Consider the following 20810-nt stretch of genomic DNA (forward strand, 5'->3'; position numbering starts at 1 on the left):
GCATGTTGTCGGACTGGTTTTCTGCTGCGATCTAAACTAGCCGAAAATGTGAGCGTTATGTCCACAATTCGCTCACAGCGGACCTTTTGTTGGGCAGTAATTTATCCAACGATACGTTCAGTGATAACCTCCCGTTGATATCCGTGTATGTCATGCATAGTGTCACAACTCAATGGTGGACCGGACGGGGGCATCGTAAGATGCGCCGGTGCGCTGAGGCCGGTAGTTCCAACCCCGTCTGGTTCTACCACCAATGAGATTGGAACCCTGACATACCGGGCATCCCTCAGGACGCTTTCTCATGTACTGTCATGATGAACACCAATGGGCCCTCCTCCCGATTTTCATAGAAATGAGGAACGTCCGTTCTGGCTGTTGCCGAACACCCGGTCTTCACCAGATACAGTTGGTCCTGCACGCCCAGCGTGAGCGTGCCCGTCTGAACATAAAACAGTTCCAGCGTCCCTTCCGTATGGCCGGGTGACGCAAATTTTTCCCCCGGCTGCATTTCCCACATCCAGAGCTCTGTCATTTCGGGCCCACCCGAACCTGCGAGCAACCTTGCTCTTCCGCCTTTTTCACCTGCCCACAATTCTGGGATCTCATCTTCAGCAATGAGATGCACGGTCGGTTTAGAGCTGACATCAACAAAATCCGCCACCGAAACGCCCATCGCGGCAGCCAGGCGGCATAACAGGGCAATGCTGGGATTCGCCCGGCATCCCTCAATCTCAACCAGCGCTCCCTTGCTGACGCCCGCCCGACGGGAGAGTTCATCGAGGGAAATTTTCTTTTGCTTACGATACAGCTTGATCCGTTGAGAGACGGCTTCATTCACGGTGCTGACGATAGAATTTGCGTCGGTCATTAAATTGACTTTTTTGGTCATCGGTCATTATCATGGAATAAATTAGTCATTACAGGATTATCTCGTGTTAACAGTCTCTCCGTCAATTGCCCTTGAAATTTATCGTATTGCTCCCGGCTTTCGGGCACTCAGCATCTCCGTAAAAGCTGCGCCAGTACTTAACCCGGATACGGGAGAAACAGCGCTGCGAGAAGCATGTGAAGCGGTTCTGAGCGGTGAACCAGTATGGGCGGAATCTCATCTGGCAGCATGGGCCGAAGTTTTTCAAACGTTTGGCGCAAAACCCAAACGCACCCCTTGCTCAGCTGATGCGTTACGTAAACGCGTATTGCGTGACGGAACGATGCCAGCGCTCGATCCCATTGTTGATCTCTATAATGCCGTGAGTCTCCGCTACGCCGTTCCGGTTGGTGGAGAGAATATCGCTGCCTATCAGGGTTCGCCGCACCTGGCGGTGGCAAAAGGAACAGAGCCTTTTGATACCGTCAAAGAGGGTGAGAACGCCGTTGAATATCCTTCGCCAGGCGAAGTTATCTGGTGCGATGATACCGGCGTGACCTGCCGCCGCTGGAACTGGCGACAGGGGATCAGAACCCGTTTAGGGGTGGAAGCTCAGCAAATGTGGTTCATTCTGGAAAGTCTGCCGCAGATGCCACTGGAGAAGCTTTACGAAGCCGGGAAGATGCTAACCGACGGCCTCGAAAAAATGATGCCCGGTCTGCGGTTTGAGGTGGCTCTCATCGAAGAGCAATGCCAGTAATATCATTCAGGAGAAACAACATGTTCACCGGTTTATCTGCTTTCCCGTTAACCCCGATCGCTGGCAGTGGCGTCGACGAACAAGGATTCAGTAAAATTGTGGCCCGACTGGTGGCGGCCCGTGTTGATTCGATGGGCATTCTGGGCTCAACCGGAAGCTATGCATATCTGACCCGGGAGCAGCGCAAGCGCATCGCGGCGCTGGCCAAACAGCTTGCCGGGGATATCCCAATGATGGTGTGTGTGGGGGCGGTCAGTACCGATGCCATCCTGCATCTGGCAGATGATGCGCAGGCAGCTGGCGCGAATGCCCTGTTGCTTCCGGCGGTCAGCTACCAGTCTCTGCGTGATGAAGAAGTCTTTACACTTTTTGAGACGGTGACCCGGCACGTGTCTGTCCCGGTGTGTATCTACGATAATCCGGGCACCACGCATTTTACCTTTACCGATGAACTGCACGGTCGTCTCTCATCACTGGAGGGTGTTCGCTCGGTTAAGATCCCCGGCGTCCCGGATAGCCCGGCGGCAGCGGCTGAGCGGGTGAATGCGTTACGTCACCAGTTGCGCCCTGGCGTAACCATCGGTATTAGTGGCGATGCCTATGCCGGGCTGGGATTAAACGCCGGTTGTGAAGTCTGGTATTCCGTATGCGGCGGTCTGTTCCCGGAGATGGCGAAACAAATCACTGAAGCAGCCGCAGCGAAGGATCATGAACGTGTTACTGCCCTGTCAACTCGCCTTGAGCCGTTGTGGGCGCTGTTCCGTAAACATGGCGGGAGTATTCGCGTGATTGCCGCTGCCGCGGGTGTGCTTGGACTTACCGATACGGATTGCCTGCCTCGCCCTTTGCAGCCGTTATCGGCAAGCGATATTGTGGATATTGCCCGCGTGATAAGCACGCTGGAGCTGAAGTAACTCCCCCAAAGGACCGACAGTCTGGGCTGATATCTGCAAGACTTCAGCCCGGATGTTACCCACGGATTGATTTAGCCAGTTTCTTTTGCAGCATGATGACCATGACGGGAAATCCACATGCGGCGAATGCACTGACAACCAACAGCCGGTTTAGATTTTGCGTGGTTAATCCCTGGTCAGGGAGTAATAAGGACGACAGAAAGAAGGCAAAAGTGGTTATCAGGAACATCATGGCTGTCTGCAGCGAAGAAAAATTAGCGCGTTGTTCATCTTCAGGATATTGAACCGCGACCGACGACGCGCAGACAAGTCGGCTATAAGAGGCGCCAAGGAATAAGGTGATAAATAGAAAGACATTATGGTAACCCATCGCCGGGATCAGCAAACTGGCGACAAACAACAGTGTGGAAAGGGTTGCCAGCATCAACGCAGGTAAACGTGACGTCAGAATACCGGTTATTTTTGTAGACACATAACCGGCAACCCCGCCGCTTAAGAATAATAAAGGTAATAGCTTTTGCTGTGCGCCCATATATTGCGTCATTAATGGCGTCAATATAGGAATGATCAGCATTGGGCTAAATTGCACAAGCGCAGAACAAGAGGCAAAGAGTAAGGTTTGAGTATCAATAGACAGCCTGGCCTTTACGCCTAATGAGGCCGTATCCCTGGGGAGGATAAAAACGATCAACGGTAAAGCGATCAGGCAAAGTAAACTGATTAACCACAGCGCAATATGCCAACCATAGTGCGTGCACAAAAATAATATTGTGGGCATGCCGACGATACTGACCATCGAAAATGAGGCAATCACCGTCGCCAGTATTTTTCCGCGTAAGTTTGCCGGGGCATGATTAATTAAAATACTCGTCCCTACCCCCATTGTTGTACCCCCAACTAAGCCTGCGCAAAATCGTAGTGCCAGAAGAATGCCAAAATGCGTGGTGAGTGTGGACAAAAAGGTGAGCGCTCCCAGCAACAGCATATTTTTGATTAAGAAGGTTTTTTTATTAAACAGATGGATGCAATAAAACGCAGTAATCCCAGAAATGACCGCACCCAGCGTGTACATCCCCGAGACATAGCCAGCATAGGATACCGGCACCGAAAACCCGTCGGCCATAAAAGCAAAAACAGGCGTTAACGCCATATATTCCAGCGCATTAGTGAACTGGATAAACGCCATGACGAAGGCTATCCGCATAAGGGCTTTGTGATTAAACGTCTGTGTAGTCAGTGACATAGCGAGCAACCTATGGATGAAAGAGACCCGAGTTTAATCGCTATCAACTGTGTTTATAATATGGTAGAAATGGCAAACATTATTATCATATATGGGATAGTTAATGCGTCCGGCCCTTGATTTTACGACCCTAAAAGTGTTCGTTGCGGTGGTGGAAAGAGAAAGTTTTGTTGGGGCATCGAAGGCCCTGGAAATGCCGACATCCAATGTGAGTCGTTGCATTTCTCAGTTAGAAGAAAAACTGAATATCCAGCTTATTGAGCGCAGCACCCGGCATATGAAGCTCACCCAGGCGGGGCACCTGCTCTATACCCGAGCGAAGCCATTACTGGAGGCGCTTGAGCAAACCGAGACCGAATTAACGTCACGACAGATGCAACTCAAGGGTCCATTACGGATCTGTATTCCCAATGAGATAGGCCCTGCACTGCTGGGTTCCGTTATTGCCGATTTCGCCTGTCAGTACCCGGATCTGGAAATTAGCTGTGTCACCAATTTGTCAGGTTTCGAATCTCTGCGCGATGATCTGGATTTGGCTGTCATTATTAGCCGTGGTCAGATGGAGGACAGTGATTATATCGCTCGTCATCTGGTGACGATTCCCTGCACCATTGTTGCAGCCCCCTCCATCATTAAGCGCTATGGCACCCCTTCTTCTATCCAGCAATTTGCACAATTACCTTGCATTACAACGGTCAGTGCATTGAAAGGCGCCCCCTGGCAGTTCGTCAATAAAAAGGGAGGATTCGAGACCATTAAGGTTAAAGGGCATTATCGGGTCAACAGCGGAGAGATGGCTGGGCGCGCTGCGGTCGCCGGGGTCGGTTTTGCCATTCTTTCGAAACAGGCCTGCCAGCCCTACATTAACGATGGACGGTTAATTGAGGTGGAGTTTGAACAATCGGCAGCCCCATTGCAGTTGTTCGCCCTCTATTCAAACAGGCGTTACTTACCGACGAAAACAAGAGCGCTTATTGATTTCATCCAGCAGAAATTGAGCGATATCTCCTTCGGGGTTTAATGGTCACCGGGATAACAGGGTCAAGGGACGTCTGTTTATTGCCCTTTCCCGCAGATGTTGCAAATAGATATCACACAAGCTCTAATTGTGTGAATAACCCAGCAAAAGCACTTCTACCGTGAGGATTTCAAGATGACTCCCTTTCATCAACTGACGGCCACCAGCCTGCGTGGCGAAATGATCCCCATGGCAGACTACGCGGGCAAGCTGGTTCTGGTGGTAAATACCGCCAGCCAGTGTGGTTTCACCCCACAATACGCAGGCCTTGAAGCTCTCTACAAAAAGTACGCCGCTCAGGGTCTGGTGGTGCTTGGTTTTCCCTGCAATCAGTTTGGTAAGCAGGAGCCCGGTGGTGCCGATGAAATCGCGCAGACCTGCCACATTAACTACGGCGTGAGCTTCCCGATGTTCGAGAAAGTGGAAGTCAACGGCGCGGCAACGCACTCGCTGTTTCGTTATCTGAAAGAGGAATTGCCCGGCGTGCTGGGCGGACGGATCAAGTGGAACTTCACCAAGTTTTTGATCGGACGCGATGGTAAGCCGCTCAAGCGTTTTGCGCCCATCACTACCCCGGAGAAGATGGAAGCTACAATCGTTGCTGCACTTGAAACCTAAGTTTCCCCTCATCCACGCCCTTCACTTTAGCGATTTTTCCATAAATTGATTATATCCGTGTTATGCCTCAGCGGGCATTTGAGAGGCATTCAGGCTCACCTCCTGTTGGCTAACATTTATAATGTTAGGGTCAATTAATGGTTAGCTCAAAAGAAATAGTGGCGCATTATGTCATTGTTGCGGTCGTGGCTTATGATCCCGCATGATTGAAAAGATGGCAGGAATGAAGGAAGAATATGCCAATATTGCTGAGGCTTAAATGGATTGAGGGGCAAGGAATGGGATCGTATAAAACAGTAAAGAGAATCGTTATGCTGACCATTGTGGCCAGCCTGGCTGCGGGATGCGCGCCGTTACATCCTCCCGGCTGCCATAAGACCACGGCAATCGGTAATTGCAGTTCAGGACGCTGGGATGATCAGGATGAATGGGGTGCACAAGCGCGGGCAATCAGGGCGGCAATAAACGCCAAACTTGCTGAGCCGCAAAACTGGAAAGGGAAAAAATGCAGGTTGCATATTGAATTTGCTCAGGATGGCACGGCTTCAAACATATCAACCAGCAATGGCAATAAAGCCTATTGCCAAGCGATAAAATCAGCAGCCCAAAAAGCGAAATTCCCAGCCTTCAACAATCCCGAAGTCTATAGAGATTTTCAAAAATCCGGCTTCGACATGCGCGGTTAGCCACACAAAAACTATCTAAATATCTGCTCCTCGCTCATAGCAGATCTGATGGTCACCCAGTCTATCTGCTGCGTGCCATGAGCGGATATTGCTAACTCCCCAGCATAATAATTGTTGGGGAGCCTCTTAAGACCAAGTCACCGCGAAAGAACTTTGATGATCCGAGATACACACTCATCGCTGGATAAACTGTATGAGTCTAAAATGAGGTGTTCTCTGTTCCATGGTTCATAATTCAAATCAGTAACATCTTTCCAATCCGGCAGGGTTAACCCCTCGACTTCAGACACCCTTGTTTCTACTCGTTTACGATGCTCAACCTTATCAGAGCATACAATTTCAATTTCTAAAAAGCCGGTTCTTACAGATAGAGCGATATCCCGATAGGCATCACGGGTTAATGCCAGTGGATTCACTGAGTCAGCGATGACTGTTGCTCCTAATTGCAGGTTTTCCCTGGCGAGTGAGTAAGCAACAAAATAACCAGTAGGCCCCATTTCACGGTCATCTTCTTCGGCTTTAAGTATGGCTTGCTCAATCGTGTCTATTCGCAAGTACAGAGCATTTAATTGCTTTGCCAAAGCCTGAGCGATAGTACTTTTCCCGCTTCCAGGTAGGCCACTGAAGATGATTAGCATAACTTGCCCTTGAGTGATGAAATCCAAAAGTATTAAAACACACCGGGCTATGAATTGTGGGAATTCATGCCGCAGCAATATGATGATACCTCGCTCAAAGCAGCACTTGCTGTTGCCGCTGACAAGTTTGAACCACCAGCAAGAGACAACGCTATCACTACGGCAGGAATAGGTTTCCCCCCACACAAACCCTGTTGACTTATTCTGTAAAAAGATTACTTTTCAGGACATGAAGAAAATACTTATTATTGTCCCCGATGGCGGCATGCTGTTTGAATCCGCCGGTATTGCCGACATTCTGATGCAGGCCAACCGTCTGCATCCGGAAGGCGCTACGGACATCTGTTATCAGGTCCAGCTAGCGACAACCCAGCCGCATCAGGTGATCCATGGTCAGTCCGGTTTAAATCTACTGGCCGATCATCGCCTGCATGAGATAGACCCTCGCGAGCCTCTCGATACCATCATTATCACCGGCAGAGGTCAAAACCCGCAGGAAGGGATCGCGGTGGTTGACTGGCTGCGCCTTGCCGCTCCCCATGCTCGTCGCATTGCCTCCATTTGCGGCGGTGCGATGCTGCTGGCGCAAACCGGACTGCTGGACGGCAGACGCGCCACCACCCACTGGAAGCTACTGGAAACCATGCAGGCGGAATATCCTCAGGTGCGCGTGGAAGGCGGTCCGCTCTATATTCAGGACGAACACATCTGGACCTCAGGCGGGGTCAGCTCCGGCTTTGACCTGACGCTCGCGTTGGTTGAAGAGGACTACGGCTTCAGCCTGGCGCGCGACATCGCTCAGGACTTCGTCATGTATCTGCGCCGTCCCGGCGGCCAGCTGCAATTTAGCCGCTACAACTTTCAGCAAACCAGCACTCTGGGCCCAATTAACGATCTGCTGGCCTGGTTGCTTGAGAACCTCACCGCCGACCTTAGCGTGGATAAACTGGCGGAAAAAGTCGCCATGAGTCCACGAAATTTCACCCGCGTATTTACCCGTGAAACCGGCGCTTCTCCGGCGCGCTACGTTGCCGAGGCCCGTCTCGCCGCTGCCCGGCAGCGTCTGGAGCAAACTCACGAGACGCTGGAGCGTATCGCCGAACAAACGGGATTTGGCAGCAGCATCAACCTACGGCGGCTGTTTGAAAAACAACTTCACCTCACACCGGGTGAATATCGCCAGCGCTTTCACTGTCGTAAAATGGCGTAAAGTGATCCTTTTTTGTCATTTACGCCAACCCATGACCGGCCTACATTAGCTCCAGAGACAACAGATAAGGAGTTGATCATGGTAAAGGTCGGTATTAACGGTTTTGGCCGTATCGGACGTAACGTACTGCGTGCTGCACTGGGTAACCCGGATATTCAGATTGTGGCAATCAACGATCTGACAGACAGTAAAACGCTGGCGCATCTGCTGAAATACGACTCGCTGCTCGGAAAACTCGACGCCGACGTTACCGCCGGTGAGGGGCAACTGGTGGTTGACGGTAAACCCATTACCGTGTTCAGCGAACGCGACCCGGCCAATATCCCGTGGCGTGAGCGTGAAGTCGATATCGTTATTGAAGCTACCGGCTTCTTCACTGACCGTGATAAGGCGGCGGTGCATATTCACAGCGGTGGCGCAAAGCGCGTGATTATCTCCGCTCCCGGTAAAAACGACGATTTAACCATCGTGATGGGCGTTAACGATGGGCTCTACTCCCCGGATAAACACTTTGTTGTCAGCAACGGGAGCTGTACGACTAACGGCCTGGCACCTGCCGCACAGGTTCTGCACCAGCATTTTGGTATTAAGCATGGTCTGATGAACACCACCCACGCCTACACCAACAGCCAGGCGCTGCACGACCAGCCGGAAAAAGACCTGCGTGGTGCCCGCGCCGCTGCGCTGTCGATTGTGCCTTACTCCAGCGGTGCCGCAAAGGCGCTGGGTAAAGTCATCCCTGAGCTGGATGGCCGCTTAACCGGTTATTCGCTGCGCGTCCCCGTTCCGGTAGTGTCCATTGTCGACCTGACCGTGACGCTTGAGCGGGATGTGACGGCAGAAGAGGTCAATAATGCGTTTCGTGAAGCCGCCGCAGCGGGACCGCTGAAAGGGATCCTCGGCTATAGCGATGAACCGCTCGTCTCAAGCGACTACCAGGGTGACCCGCGCTCTTCCATTATCGACGGTCTGTCAACGCTGGTGATTGGCGGCAATATGGTCAAAATTCTGGCGTGGTACGACAACGAATGGGGATTCTCTAATCGTCTCGTCGACCTGGCGCTGTTGATGGCAAGGCGTGAACGCTAACCCCCTGCTCTCGCACTCAATCTAAAAAGCATAAATGCCCTCTAGGGGCATTTATGCTTTTACGGCAATGTGCGGAATGCAAATATTTTCTGATCAGGTATTCCTGTCGTGCTGGAAAATATTTAGTGCACAAATAACGCGATCAAAATAATGATAGGAATAGGCACACCCAGAAAGAAAAGCAATATTGAACGCATAGGTTCCTCCTTCATAATGAATATTGAAAGCTATAAATCACGCTGACGGCCGCCATAGGTTGCGCAGAGGCTGGCGACAAACGCACCGATTAACAGAGAAATAAATGACCACAGGGTGACATAGCTAGTGGTTTTTCTGGCAGTATCTGCGGCCTGCTGCGCTTTATTTTTTGCCTCTTTCAAATTGGCCTGCGCTTTATCATAAACAGACTGAACACGTTGCTCGGCCTCTTTCTGACTGATGCCGGTATTTTGAGAAACTAACTGCGCCACATAAGTCAGGTCATCCGGGGGAAGCGCGCCAGAATAAATACTGTTAGCAAAAATACCCGTAACCTCTGCTAATTGCGCTGGTGACTCGGCTCTTGGCGGCGCGGGCTGATTCATTGCCATGACGTCATTACCTGATGAATTTGCAGGAAGTCCGCTGTTTTCTGTCGGGGTGGGACCGGTCGCCCTAAAAAGTGAGCGGGTAAAATATTCCATCGATGACTTCGACAGCACAGAGGATTTGTTTCCCGCATTATTCATGGCGGTTGCCGTCGCGCCCCCGGCAACGGAGCCCACCACTTTTGCGCTACCGCCGATGAGAGAACTGATGGTTGTGGTCAAAAGGACTGCGGATACAAGCAATGCAACGGCCCACGTCAAAAAACCATGCGCAGTATCGCGAAAATAAACTTCATTGGTATGAGTATCAACCCATTTCGTACGAAGGCGTCCGGCCAGGTATCCCCCCATTCCTGATGCCACGATTTGTGTAAATGTCAGCCATGCGATAGCGGCAATGCCTACGGTACCGGCCGCAAGGCCGTGATTTTCCCAAGGGGAAATGGAGGTAAGGCCTAATCCAGCGCCAAGCATAAGCAACATCAGCGCCAGCGAAGCCGCTGCAGCTGCGCCTGCAAATATTGCCCCCCATGATACCGCGCTTGCGCTGTTTACAGCGGCGGCAGGCAAGTGCCTAGCGGGTTCCTGATTGCCTAAATGGGTAGATTCGTAGATATTCGTCATTTACGTTGTCCTTTAAAATAACTCTTTAGTCCCGAAGCCGTATTGCACAAACGTCCACAGCAGAAGTTTACCTGCCAGATCTATGGCAACATCGAATTGGGTAATAAACGAAGCAGCTATCACTACCGCTTGAATTGCGGGCGAATCGATATAAAGCCAACCATCTAAATTAATACGAATTAACGATGCATGAATTTAATCAACAATTTGATATTAGTAGAAGATATTATTTTAACCATTTTTTATCGCCCAAAATATCACATTGCAAGTGTAACTAACTGTAAATAATGAGAATATATTTGAAGGTGAATTTGCCGCGATAATGTCCATTATAGGCAAACACTCTTAACCTCTCTGGAATTATCTTATTTTTGTGGCAATCATCCTCTGAATACTTGCATTTATTAAAAATGGCGTATATTTCTATTTGTATTATTGATTATTTAATACGCCAGATTTAAACGTAATAAATTGCCTTACTGCAGCCAGGTTTACCTATCAACCTGGCCACAAGAGCCGCGCGGGGAATGTTCGCTTCTCGCCCATTGCCCAGCCGGCCTTATCATCGTTACCGTGGCCATACCTGCGGAAATTCATCGGCGACCAGCGGCTCGCCGTCGCGCAGCTTAAGTCCGGGAAACGGCGGCGATGTCACCCCACCACGATCGGCGAAAGTCGCATCGTCCCCCACCCACCGAGCGGAAAAAACCCGGCGCGAACGAGTGGTTGAATTCCCCTTAGCCCCATGTAGCGTGCGAAAATGAAACGCCACCGCATCGCCCGGCTCCAGCGCCCAGCTCACAATGTCATAATCCTCCTCATGGGCATCAATATCCGGCAGCTCTTTAAAGCGTGTGTGTGCGTAGAGCTTTGAACCGTTAAACCGCGTTGGGCTGAATTCGTCATCCCACAGATGTGAACCGCGAATGCAGCGCAGCGAAATCTCCTCCGCCACCGGATCCAGTGGGATCCATAAGCTCACGTTCTGCCGCCCTTCCACGCAGTAATAGGGCTGATCGTGATGCCATGGCGTAACGGTACTGCCGCCAGGCTGTTTCACTAGCGTGTGTTCGTGGAAAAACTTCGCCGTCTGCGAGCCCATTAGCGCCGCGGCGATTTCCGCCGCCGGAGACTGAAACACAAAATCCCTAAATTCCGGGATCCGCGCCCAGTTGCAGTAGTCCTGAAAAAACGGCGCAGAACCATCCTTTGGGATCACCGTTCGCGCATGGCCATACTCGCTGGGGTTTGCCATCAGCGCGGCGACGCCGCCCGACAGGCTCTCGATCCACGGCGTAAATACGCCCTTGAGTAGCACCACGCCATCCGCCTGCCAGCGGTCGATGGTCTGTTGATCAATACGCGGGGAGTGCTGGTTTTGCATAGTCGCCATCCTGTGTTGATAGATCAGGTGAGAGAATCGGGGGTATCGGCGCGCATCCATGCGCAAAGGTTTTTCAACATCGCCATACAGCGTTCCGTCTGGGAGATACTGATATACTCGTCCGCCTTATGGCCCTGCTCCATGCTGCCCGGCCCGCAAATGAGCGTCGCAATGCCCGCCTCATCAAACAGGCCGCCTTCGGTACCATAGGCAACCGTTGTGAGACTGTCTTTACCGCACCACTGCGCCAGCCAGCGGGCAAAGTCCGACTGCGGGTCGCTCAACAGTCCCGGATAGTGGCTTAGCGGCAGGAAACGGATATCGCAACTCTGCGCCACCTTGCGCATCGCCGGGAGAAGCTGCTCGCGGGCATAATCGCCCAGGGCGTCTGTCACCGAATGTGGTTGCGTGCCGGGCAAATAGCGGATTTCAAAATCAAACCAACAGGATTGCGGGACGATATTCAGCGCCGCGCCGCCGTGGAGGGTTCCCACCTGCAGCGTGCCCGATGGTGGGGAAAACCGGCTGTCCTGTTGCTGCGCGAAGCTTTCACCCAGCGTATCCAGGCGGTTAATCAGCTTCGCCGCATAGCTGATCGCATTAACCCCTTGCGGAGCATAAGCTGAGTGACAGGCGTGCCCCTCCACGCAGCAGCGCATGGCAAGTTTGCCTTTGTGCCCATAGACCGGGCGCATTTCTGTCGGCTCGCCGATAATGCACAGCGCCGGTTTTTCAGCCGACGCACCGAGAAAATCCACTAGGCTGCGCACGCCCAGACAGCCGACCTCTTCATCATAAGAAAACGCCAGATGCAGCGGCATTCGCAGCGGCGCTGCAAGAAACGCCTCCAGCGATGCCAGAACGCAGGCGATAAAACCTTTCATATCCGCGCTGCCGCGACCGTAATAGCGCTCGTCGCGTTCGGTCAGCGCAAACGGCGGCACCGTCCACGCCTGGCCATCCACCGGCACCACGTCGGTATGGCCGGAGAGCATCACGCCGCCGGGACCCGATGGGCCGATTCGGGCATACAAGTTCGCTTTGCGTCCTTCGTCATCATAAAACAGCTGTGATGTTATGCCACGCGCGTGCAAAAAGTCGGCGACCCAGGTAATCAGTGCCAGATTCGACTCGCGGCTGGTGGTATCAAACGCCAGCAGCTCTCCGAGGATCTCCTGCAGGCGATTACTCATCGCCCGGCACCCCGTAGGTCGGCGCTTCACGCGGGTCCAGCGCGCGGGTAATGTACGCTTCCATTTGCGGCTCATAGGCCAGCCACAAAGCTTCCAGCGCCGCCACCGGGCTCTCTTCCGCCCAGTCCACGCGTAAATCAACGACTGGCCAGGCGTAATCTTCCACCACTTTCAGCGCCGCCGAGTGCTCCGGCCCCGCTTCGCCGCCCGCATCAATTCCCGCCTGCAGAGCCGTAATCAAACGGCTGGCCAGTTCACCGGTAGCACCTTCGAACGCCGCCGTCATAGCGATAATGACCTGCGGGTTGGCGAGCATATTTCCCGCCGCCACGCAATTCTCGCCCTGCGCCACCTGCCAGATACCCAGCGTATGCTCGCCGCTGAAAACGGCGCTTTCGCCGCTGGCGTCGATCACCACCACCTGGCGATAATCACTAAACCGGTCTTCGCCCAGCGCCTGCTTCAGGGCCTGCTCCGGGGGGAGCCCCGCTTCCAGACCGGCAAGGATCTGCGGCCCAAGTGCGGGCAGCGTAATATTCTGGCTGGATACCGCGCCAACGCCAGGTAGCAGCCACGGGCAGCGAGCGCCGACAGCAATGCTCGACGAGCTAATCGCGATCCCTAGCTGACCTGACTCCGGGCACAAGGCGGAAATAGAAATGGTCATAACGCCCCCTGTTCATTCCAGTCATCAGGTATCACCGCCGTGACATCAATTTCCATCAGCCACTGCGGCTGCGCGAGAGCCGACACCACCACGCCGGTCGAAATCGGAAACACGCCTTTCAGCCATTTACCCACTTCCTGATACACCGGCTCGCGATAGCGCGGGTCAATAAGGTAGGTCGTCGTTTTGACGATATGCGTCAGATCGCTTCCGGCCTCTTCCAGCAGTTGCTTAACGTTTTTCATCGCCTGCTCCGCCTGAGCGCGCGGGTCGCCAAGACCTATCAGGTTGCCGTCAAAATCGGTTCCGACCTGGCCGCGAACGTAAACGGTATTGCCTGCGCGTACCGCCTGGCACAGATCGTTGTTGAGCGTCTGATTCGGGTAGGTCTCTTTGGTGTTAAACATCCGAATGCGGGTATGTGTTGGCATATTTTGCGTCCTCAAATCAGGCGTTAGCAGGAGGGTTGGTAGTGTTGATACTGGCGCTGAATGGCAATCTGATCGGCGATATATTTCGCATCGTGCCAGACGCCCCAGATAAAGGTTGAGCCACGACGAGAAAGCCAGGGTAAGCCAAGGAAATAGACGCCGGGTTCGCTGGAGACACCGCGATGATGCTGCGGGCGCTGCTGTTCATTAAAGGCGTTCACCTTCAGCCAGCGGTAATCGGTGGTATATCCGGTGGCCCAAATAATGCTGCGCACGCCCGCTTTTTGCAGATCGAGTTCAGCGAGCGGTTGGGTCAGGCAATCAGGGTCGGGCAGGAAGAAGCGTGCCTCCGGCTCTTCTGGCAGCGTCAATCCGTTGCGGGCAATATAGTCATCGGCGGCATCGAGCAGCGCCAGATAAGAGGCGTCACCGAGGCGAATATTGTCCTCCAGATCGTCGCGGAAGAAGGCTTTCCCTTCGGTAAAGGATTGGGTTTGGCCAACCAGGGTAATGCCCTGGTGCGCCAGCTGGCGGAAATCGACGGTATTTCCGCCCCGAGCGCCGCTGACCGCAATCGTCACGTGCTCTTTTCCAGGCTGGTTGGCTGGCGCATCCCACAGCCCTAATACTCCCAGCCACCAGCAAAAATCACGCTGACGGTAGCGGCGCGGCGGGCGATCGTGTGCGCCGACAGACAACCACACCGCGCGCCCTGCCCGGCGTAACTCATCAGCGATTTGCACGCCGGAAGAGCCTGCGCCAACCACCAGTACGCCGCCTTCCGGGAGCTGCTGCGGATTGTAATATTGTGCAGAATGAATTTGATGAACTGCGCTATCCTGCGGCGCGATAGGCGGGATCGTCGGGAGCTGGAATGGCCCGGTGGCGGCGACGATGCGCTGAGCCTCGATGATTCCCTGCGATGTCTCGACGCGAAAGCCCGGACGCCCGTCTAAACGTTCAGCGCTGAACACCTCAACGCCGGTGCGTATCGGGGCATTAAACATTTTGGCATAAGCGGCGAAATAGTCGGCGATCTGCTCTTTGGCGACAAAACTATCGGCATCGCAGCCAGGAAACGTCATGCCGGGAAACCGATCGTGCCAGGCGGGTCCGTTGGCGACCAGCGAATCCCAGCGGCCGCTGCGCCAGGCCTCAGCGATGCGTTTTTTTTCCAGTACCAGATGGGGGACGCCGTGATGGGTCAGATGCTCGCTCATCGCGACGCCTGCCTGTCCCGCGCCAACCACCAGGGTATCGATTTCTGTAATCTGATCTGTCATTTCTGTGTCCTTCAAGCACGGTTGTCCGGCTATTTGCCGGAATTGACAGAACTCAGGTTAAGTAAGTGTGATGAAATGGTAAAATATTATAAAACGTTCCTCTGAATAGAAATTTACGAGGCTATATAAACAATAAAAAATAATGTTTCCTGTTAGCCAAATAAAATAATCAGACCTGATGCGGTGTTAACTCAATGCTGCGACAATAATCCATAAAGAGCTGCGTCGGACGCGTGGGTTCATTATTTGTCAGATGCGCCATAATTAATGTGGATGCCGGCATTTCATCGGCAATATCCAGCTGCACCAGTTTTTCACCATCATAGGTCATGTCACAAAGCGGGCGGGTAACCAGTACCGAAAAGCCTAATCCCTGCCCGACCATGCAGCGCACCATTTCAATAGATGGCGAACTGTAGGCAACTTCCGGGTGATAACCTTTTTCCTTAAATATCGAGACAAAATAGTTTTTGCTGGGAACCGCATCGAGCAAAATCATCGGTTCCCGGCTTAACTCCTGAAGCGTGACGCATTTTTTCTGCGCCAGCGGATGAGACGCAGGCAACAAAGCATAAGGTTTATGCGGCGCATTCAGCAGCTCTTTATGAATGGAGTGCCCTAATTCCAGATCGTAGACCAGCGCCAGATCGAATCGCCCACGGTGCAGGCCATGCATCAGTTCGTGCTGTTCGCCATCGTAGAGCTGGAGGGTGATTTCGGGATACATTTTTTTAAACCCGGCAACCAGCTTTGGCATATACAACGGCGCAACGGATTCAAAGCAACCCACAGAAATAGTCCCGGAAACCAGCTCTTTATCCGCCCGCGAATTCTGCTCAAACTCATACGACAGCCGCAGTAGCTCTTTGGCTTTATCGTAGAAACGCCGTCCGCCAGAGGTCAGGGAAACGCCCTGCGCATGATGGCGGATAAACAACTGCTGGTCGAAAGTGCTTTCAAGGTTTTTAATCGCAATCGAGATTGATGGCTGAGCAATGTGCAGCTGGCGGGAGGCCTCGGCAATACTCTCCGTTTCCACCACCGTCACGAAATACTTTAGCTGTTTAAGGGTAAATCGGTTCATAGCGTCACCATTGATAAAATATTGTCTTACTGCAATCAGGCTTAGTTTTCCGATATGCAACTTGCAAGCCTCGTGCCATACCGATTTTGATTAAAATATTGATTGGCCAGTCGCTAACTCTATTTCTTCGCTTCTTATTCCTTGAGTGATATTTACCCGATTGCACCATAAAGTCTCGCCCTGCACCTTATTGGCTCACCACGCGCCCCACTATTGCGCAAATTTTCATTTCATGGGAAATTCGGGTTAAAAATAACAGTGATTGTTTTTAAGTTGTTTCAATACTGTTTCGCATTAATTGCGTTGAATTACTTAAGGTTAATATTGCTGTATAGTTTTTTTAAACTTAAAGACCAAAAATTTACTAATTGCCTCCAGTGGAATACTGCCAGCATAGTGTCATTGCAATATGAACGCTGGCGACTCCCCATTTTAGAACATTGGAGTCGCCTTAATTTCCGTTAATGATGGCGAGTGAAATAGCCCATGACGTTTAACTGGAACTATATGTTAAGCCTGCTCAGCGATGTCGATTTTTGGCAGGCCACCTGGACCGTCATCAAATTAAGTTTGCTGACCTGGGCTTTCAGTATTGTGCTGGGATTTATTCTGGCGCTGGCAAAACAGTCGATGCGCAAGCTGTTTAATGTGCCTGCCCGCCTCTATATCTGGCTGTTTCGCAGTATGCCGCTACTGGTGCTGCTGATTTTTGTCTACAACATGCCCCAGGCGCTGCCGTCATTTGCGCCGGTGCTGAACGACCCGTTCTGGGCCGGGCTGCTGGCGATGGTACTTAGCGAGGCCGCCTACATCGCTGAAATCCATCGCGGCGGGCTGCTGTCGATCCCTAAAGGACAAAGCGAAGCCGCTCGCGCGCTCGGGCTGCGCTATGCCGGAACCCAGTGGCGGGTGGTGATCCCACAGGCGCTGCGCGTCGCCCTGCCTGCATTGGCCAATGAGTATATTGCCATCGTCAAGCTCAGCTCGCTGGTATCGGTCATCTCTCTGACCGAAATCTTAATGGTCGGCCAGCGCCTCTATTCGCAGAATTTCCTGGTGATGGAGACCATGGCGGCGGTGGCGTTTTATTACATCCTGATCGTCACGGTCTTTGATTTCCTGCTCAAACGCCTGGAGACCTGGCTCGATGTCACTCAGCGCAAAACCACGCGCCCGGTGGATGAGGAAATGCAACGACTGGCGACGGTCCGGCGTCCGGCGATGGCCCGCAGCGTCAGCGCAGCGCAGGAACCCGCGCTACAGGCCTCAAAGCTGCATAAAGCCTATAACAATGTCGAAGTGCTGGGCGCGGTCAGCCTGCAAATTCAGCCCGGTGAGGTGGTTTCCGTTATCGGCCCGTCTGGTTCCGGTAAAACGACGCTGATTCGCCTGCTAAACGGTCTTGAGCAGATCGATAACGGCGAGATCAAAATCAACGGACAACCTTTTATTCACCTGGATCGGCAGGGACAACAGAAGCCGCGTTTTATGGAGAACAGCGAACATCGCCAGAATATCGGCATGGTATTCCAGAGCTTCAACCTGTTCCCCCACCTGACCGTTCTCGGCAACCTGCTGCTGGCGCCGCGCTATCACCATCTGGCCAGCGAAGGCGAGCTGAAACAGCACGCCTGCGAACTGCTGCATAAAGTCGGCATGCTGGAACACGCGTGGAAGTATCCGCATCAGCTTTCCGGCGGCCAGCAGCAGCGGGTGGCGATTGCCCGCGCGCTGATGATGCGCCCGCAAATTATGCTGTTTGATGAACCCACTTCGGCGCTGGATCCGGAAAAAGTTAACGAGGTGCTACAGGTTATCGAATCGCTGGCTCATGAAGGCATCACCATGGTGATCGTCACCCATGAGATGAACTTTGCCTTCAAGGTTTCCGACCGAATTGTGTTTATGGAAAAAGGTCGCGTGGTCTGCGACGACACGCCTGCGGCAATGCGCGACGGCCAACACCCGCGCGTGGATGCCTTCCTGAAAGATGTCTCTTTGGCTTAACGCCTCCGTTCCTCAAAGGAGAAGATTATGATTGCGCAGTGGCAAATCGAACAGTTTCATCAGCAGGGTTTTCTGGTCGTCGAAGAGGTGCTTAACGCAGAGGAAGTCGCCCTGTTGCAAGCCGATTTCGACGCCTGGGTCGAAGAGAGTCGGCAGCATAGCGAAGTCTGGGGGGAAACTCTCGACGGTCGACCGCGTTTCGATCTGGAAAGCGATCACGCGGCCCACCATCCTTCGCTGCGCCGGGTAAGTTCGCCCACGGAGATTTCCGCCGCCTACTGCCACGCCGCGCTAGATTCAAAGATGGCGGCGATTGCCGGTCAGCTTATCGGCGGCAGCGGAACGCGTTTTCATCACAGCAAAATAAACTCCAAACTGCCGCACACCGCAACGCAGGTAAAATGGCATCAGGATTTTCTGTTTACCCCGCACAGTAACGACGACATCATCACCGCCCTGCTAATGGTCAGTGAAGTGACGCCGGAAAATGGCCCGCTCAACGTGGTGCCGGGCAGCCATCAGGGACCGCTGTGGTCCCACTGGCAAAACGCGCGCTTTACCGGCTCGGTGGACCCGCAGGTTGAAGCGGCCCACTGCCAACAGCCGCAAGCCTGTTTTGGGCCATCGGGATCGGTATGTTTTATGCACACTCGCCTGCTCCACGCCTCCAGCCCGAATGAAACAGACCTGCCGCGTACGCTGTTTATCAGCGTGTATGCAGCGGAGGACGCCCTGCCGTATGGCGAAAATCCGCTACCCAGCATTCATGCCGGTCAGATGGTTGCCGGCGAAGAGAGCGGCCTGGTGCGCAGTACCGTTAATCATTTACGCCTGCCGCAAAAACCGCGCGGCGCATCCTTTTTCGTCCAGCAGGCCGGTACCGATCGCGCCAGCATGTAATTTGCCCACTCCCTGGAGGTTGTATGAAACGTATTAATGCTTTGCGCCCTGCTGCCCTGCTCCTTTGCGCCACCGGAGCCCTGACGTCCTTTAGCTCGCTGGCCTTCCAGCAGCCGGGGAAAATCACCGCGGGTTCGGATATGACCTTTTTCCCGTATGAATATATGGAAAACAACAAACCCGCCGGATTCGACATCGAGTTCCTTGCCGGACTAGCGAAAACCATGGGCCGCGAGGCGGTGAATATTGATACCCGTTTTCCGAATTTAATTCCGGGCTTACAGGGCGGGCGTTTTGATATCACCAACTCGTCGATGTACATCACCGCCGAACGTCTGAAGGTTATCGATATGGTGCCCTATCTGAAGAGCGGCGAAGCAATCCTCGCGCTGAAAGGCAGTGATTATCAGCCGAAAACGCCAGAAGAGTTTTGCGGCCACAAAATTGGTTCCATGGGAGCCACCTCATGGTTGGCGCAATTGCAAAAGCTCTCCACCGATTACTGCGTGAAAAAGGGCCTGAAGCCGATTGCGCTCAGTGAATACACCACCGACCCGCAAACCACTCAGGCGCTGCTGTCGCGGGCAGTAGAGGCGCAAATCACCGATGCGGCGGTGGCGCGCGGCGTCATTGATAAACTTGGCGATCGGGTGGTTATCTCATCGGAAACCCTGATTTATCCGGTGCTGAACGGTTTTGGGGTGAAAAAAGGCAACAGTGAGGTGAAAACCGCACTGGAAGAAGGCCTGAAGAAATACAGCGCCACGCCGGAATACGCTGCGTTGCTGAAGAAATACAACTTCCAGGCACCGACGCAAGAGGATCTGCAAACCCTGATGCCAAAAGCGGAGTAATTATATGGCCCGGTCTTATGAAGAACAGACGCGTATCGACCTGGCGGCTACCTTTCGCATCATCGCCCATCTCGGGATGCACGAGGCGGTGGCCAACCACTTTAGCGCGGCCATCTCGGCGGACGGCAAAAAGTTCCTGCTGAACCCGAAGTGGAAACACTTTTCGCGGATCCGTGCCAGCGATCTACTGCTGCTGGATGCTGATGATGAAACTTGCGCCCATCGGGTGGATGTAGACGCCACGGCGTGGGCGATTCACGGGCAAATCCACCAGCGTCTACCGGAGGTGCGGGTGGTGCTGCACCTGCATCCGGTTTACACCACTAGCGTGGCTTGCCTGGAGACGCCGCATATCCCGCCGGTGGATCAGAATACAGCGCGCTATTTTAACCGCGTTGCCGTCGATACGCTTTATGGCGGCATGGCAGACACCACGGCGGAAGGCGCCCGACTGGCGTCGCTGCTGGCCGATAAGCGCCGACTGCTGATGGGCAACCACGGCGTGCTGGTAACCGCCCCGTCTATTGGCGAGGCATTCGATGATATCTGGACGCTGGAGCGCGCCTGCCAGATTCTGGTGACCGCCTGGTCAACGGGGCAGCCGCTGAAGCAACTCTCTGATGAGGTGGCGGAGAAAACCGCTCATGATTGGGAGGATATCGCCGACTTTTCACGTCAGCATTTCGAAGAGATGAAGCAGATAATGATCGACGCCGATCCGTCGTTGCTGGATTAGCTGGTTTCCCCGGACA

Annotated in this window: 21 protein-coding genes; 11 read left to right on the plus strand and 10 right to left on the minus strand. The window is 53.3% G+C overall.

The window, feature by feature from the left end; genetic code table 11:
• Positions 1–286: 286 nt before the first annotated feature.
• Entirely contained in the window at positions 287–889 is a 603-nt protein-coding gene (locus AC07P6_RS17075; protein ID WP_434659047.1) for a helix-turn-helix domain-containing protein, read from the minus strand.
• Between the two features lie 43 nt (positions 890–932).
• Between AC07P6_RS17075 and AC07P6_RS17080 the strand changes: the two genes are divergently transcribed.
• Positions 933–1628 (plus strand): B3/B4 domain-containing protein, encoded by a 696-nt coding sequence (locus AC07P6_RS17080; protein WP_478313852.1) that lies wholly within the window; start codon positions 933–935, stop codon positions 1626–1628.
• A 20-nt stretch (positions 1629–1648) separates the two neighbouring features.
• The gene (locus AC07P6_RS17085; protein WP_478313854.1) at positions 1649–2542 is read left to right on the plus strand and encodes a dihydrodipicolinate synthase family protein; all 894 of its coding nucleotides are present in this window, start codon (positions 1649–1651) and stop codon (positions 2540–2542) included.
• A gap of 55 nt (positions 2543–2597) precedes the next feature.
• Here AC07P6_RS17085 and AC07P6_RS17090 read toward each other — a convergent pair whose 3' ends face one another.
• Positions 2598–3785, minus strand: a complete 1188-nt coding sequence (locus AC07P6_RS17090; protein ID WP_478313856.1) for an MFS transporter — start codon at positions 3783–3785, stop codon at positions 2598–2600.
• Positions 3786–3888: 103 nt separating this feature from the next.
• Here AC07P6_RS17090 and AC07P6_RS17095 point away from each other — a divergent pair, with 103 nt between their 5' ends.
• The 3 genes from AC07P6_RS17095 to AC07P6_RS17105 all read left to right on the plus strand — a co-directional run bounded on the left by AC07P6_RS17095 (position 3889) and on the right by AC07P6_RS17105 (position 6107).
• On the plus strand, positions 3889–4806 hold the full coding sequence (locus AC07P6_RS17095; RefSeq protein WP_478313858.1) for a LysR family transcriptional regulator: 918 nt from the start codon (positions 3889–3891) through the stop codon (positions 4804–4806).
• A gap of 132 nt (positions 4807–4938) precedes the next feature.
• A complete protein-coding gene (locus AC07P6_RS17100; RefSeq protein ID WP_478313860.1) occupies positions 4939–5421 on the plus strand; it encodes a glutathione peroxidase in 483 nt (160 codons plus the stop codon).
• A 242-nt stretch (positions 5422–5663) separates the two neighbouring features.
• A complete protein-coding gene (locus AC07P6_RS17105; RefSeq protein ID WP_478317031.1) occupies positions 5664–6107 on the plus strand; it encodes a cell envelope integrity TolA C-terminal domain-containing protein in 444 nt (147 codons plus the stop codon).
• Between the two features lie 137 nt (positions 6108–6244).
• Here the strand turns inward: AC07P6_RS17105 and AC07P6_RS17110 are convergent, their stop codons facing one another.
• Positions 6245–6745: a P-loop nucleotide/nucleoside kinase family protein gene (locus AC07P6_RS17110; protein WP_478313862.1), complete on the minus strand. Its 501-nt coding sequence runs from the start codon at positions 6743–6745 to the stop codon at positions 6245–6247.
• Between the two features lie 229 nt (positions 6746–6974).
• On the opposite strand from AC07P6_RS17110, the gene AC07P6_RS17115 reads away from it, so the two are divergent.
• Positions 6975–7955, plus strand: a complete 981-nt coding sequence (locus AC07P6_RS17115; RefSeq protein WP_478313864.1) for a GlxA family transcriptional regulator — start codon at positions 6975–6977, stop codon at positions 7953–7955.
• 78 nt (positions 7956–8033) lie between these two features.
• A complete protein-coding gene (gap, locus tag AC07P6_RS17120) occupies positions 8034–9044 on the plus strand; it encodes a type I glyceraldehyde-3-phosphate dehydrogenase (protein ID WP_478313866.1) in 1011 nt (336 codons plus the stop codon).
• 227 nt (positions 9045–9271) lie between these two features.
• On the opposite strand, the gene AC07P6_RS17125 is transcribed toward gap, so the two are convergent.
• From AC07P6_RS17125 to AC07P6_RS17155, 7 genes are all read right to left on the minus strand, one after another.
• Positions 9272–10255, minus strand: a complete 984-nt coding sequence (locus AC07P6_RS17125) for a hypothetical protein (RefSeq protein ID WP_478313868.1) — start codon at positions 10253–10255, stop codon at positions 9272–9274.
• 568 nt (positions 10256–10823) lie between these two features.
• Entirely contained in the window at positions 10824–11639 is an 816-nt protein-coding gene (locus AC07P6_RS17130) for a phytanoyl-CoA dioxygenase family protein (protein WP_478313869.1), read from the minus strand.
• A 23-nt stretch (positions 11640–11662) separates the two neighbouring features.
• Positions 11663–12832, minus strand: a complete 1170-nt coding sequence (argE, locus tag AC07P6_RS17135; protein WP_478313870.1) for an acetylornithine deacetylase — start codon at positions 12830–12832, stop codon at positions 11663–11665.
• Positions 12825–13499 carry a DUF1028 domain-containing protein gene (locus AC07P6_RS17140; protein ID WP_478313872.1) on the minus strand — a complete coding sequence of 225 codons (675 nt, stop codon included), beginning with the start codon at positions 13497–13499 and terminating at the stop codon, positions 12825–12827. The genes argE and AC07P6_RS17140 overlap by 8 nt, the downstream gene beginning before the upstream one ends.
• Positions 13496–13930 (minus strand): RidA family protein, encoded by a 435-nt coding sequence (locus tag AC07P6_RS17145; RefSeq protein WP_139538064.1) that lies wholly within the window; start codon positions 13928–13930, stop codon positions 13496–13498. The genes AC07P6_RS17140 and AC07P6_RS17145 overlap by 4 nt, the downstream gene beginning before the upstream one ends.
• Before the next feature lie 23 nt (positions 13931–13953).
• Positions 13954–15213 carry a flavin-containing monooxygenase gene (locus AC07P6_RS17150; protein ID WP_478313873.1) on the minus strand — a complete coding sequence of 420 codons (1260 nt, stop codon included), beginning with the start codon at positions 15211–15213 and terminating at the stop codon, positions 13954–13956.
• A 169-nt stretch (positions 15214–15382) separates the two neighbouring features.
• Positions 15383–16297, minus strand: a complete 915-nt coding sequence (locus AC07P6_RS17155) for a LysR substrate-binding domain-containing protein (protein ID WP_139538062.1) — start codon at positions 16295–16297, stop codon at positions 15383–15385.
• Between the two features lie 486 nt (positions 16298–16783).
• Between AC07P6_RS17155 and AC07P6_RS17160 the strand changes: the two genes are divergently transcribed.
• The 4 genes from AC07P6_RS17160 to AC07P6_RS17175 are packed head-to-tail and all read left to right on the plus strand — an operon-like array spanning position 16784 to position 20794.
• Positions 16784–18304, plus strand: a complete 1521-nt coding sequence (locus tag AC07P6_RS17160; protein ID WP_478313875.1) for an amino acid ABC transporter permease/ATP-binding protein — start codon at positions 16784–16786, stop codon at positions 18302–18304.
• A gap of 27 nt (positions 18305–18331) precedes the next feature.
• Entirely contained in the window at positions 18332–19204 is an 873-nt protein-coding gene (locus tag AC07P6_RS17165) for a phytanoyl-CoA dioxygenase family protein (protein WP_182238275.1), read from the plus strand.
• A 23-nt stretch (positions 19205–19227) separates the two neighbouring features.
• On the plus strand, positions 19228–20058 hold the full coding sequence (locus tag AC07P6_RS17170; protein WP_478313876.1) for an ABC transporter substrate-binding protein: 831 nt from the start codon (positions 19228–19230) through the stop codon (positions 20056–20058).
• 4 nt (positions 20059–20062) lie between these two features.
• Entirely contained in the window at positions 20063–20794 is a 732-nt protein-coding gene (locus AC07P6_RS17175) for a class II aldolase and adducin N-terminal domain-containing protein (protein WP_478313878.1), read from the plus strand.
• Positions 20795–20810 lie beyond the last annotated feature (16 nt).

This window comes from Klebsiella sp. GFKo11, from assembly GCF_056490265.1.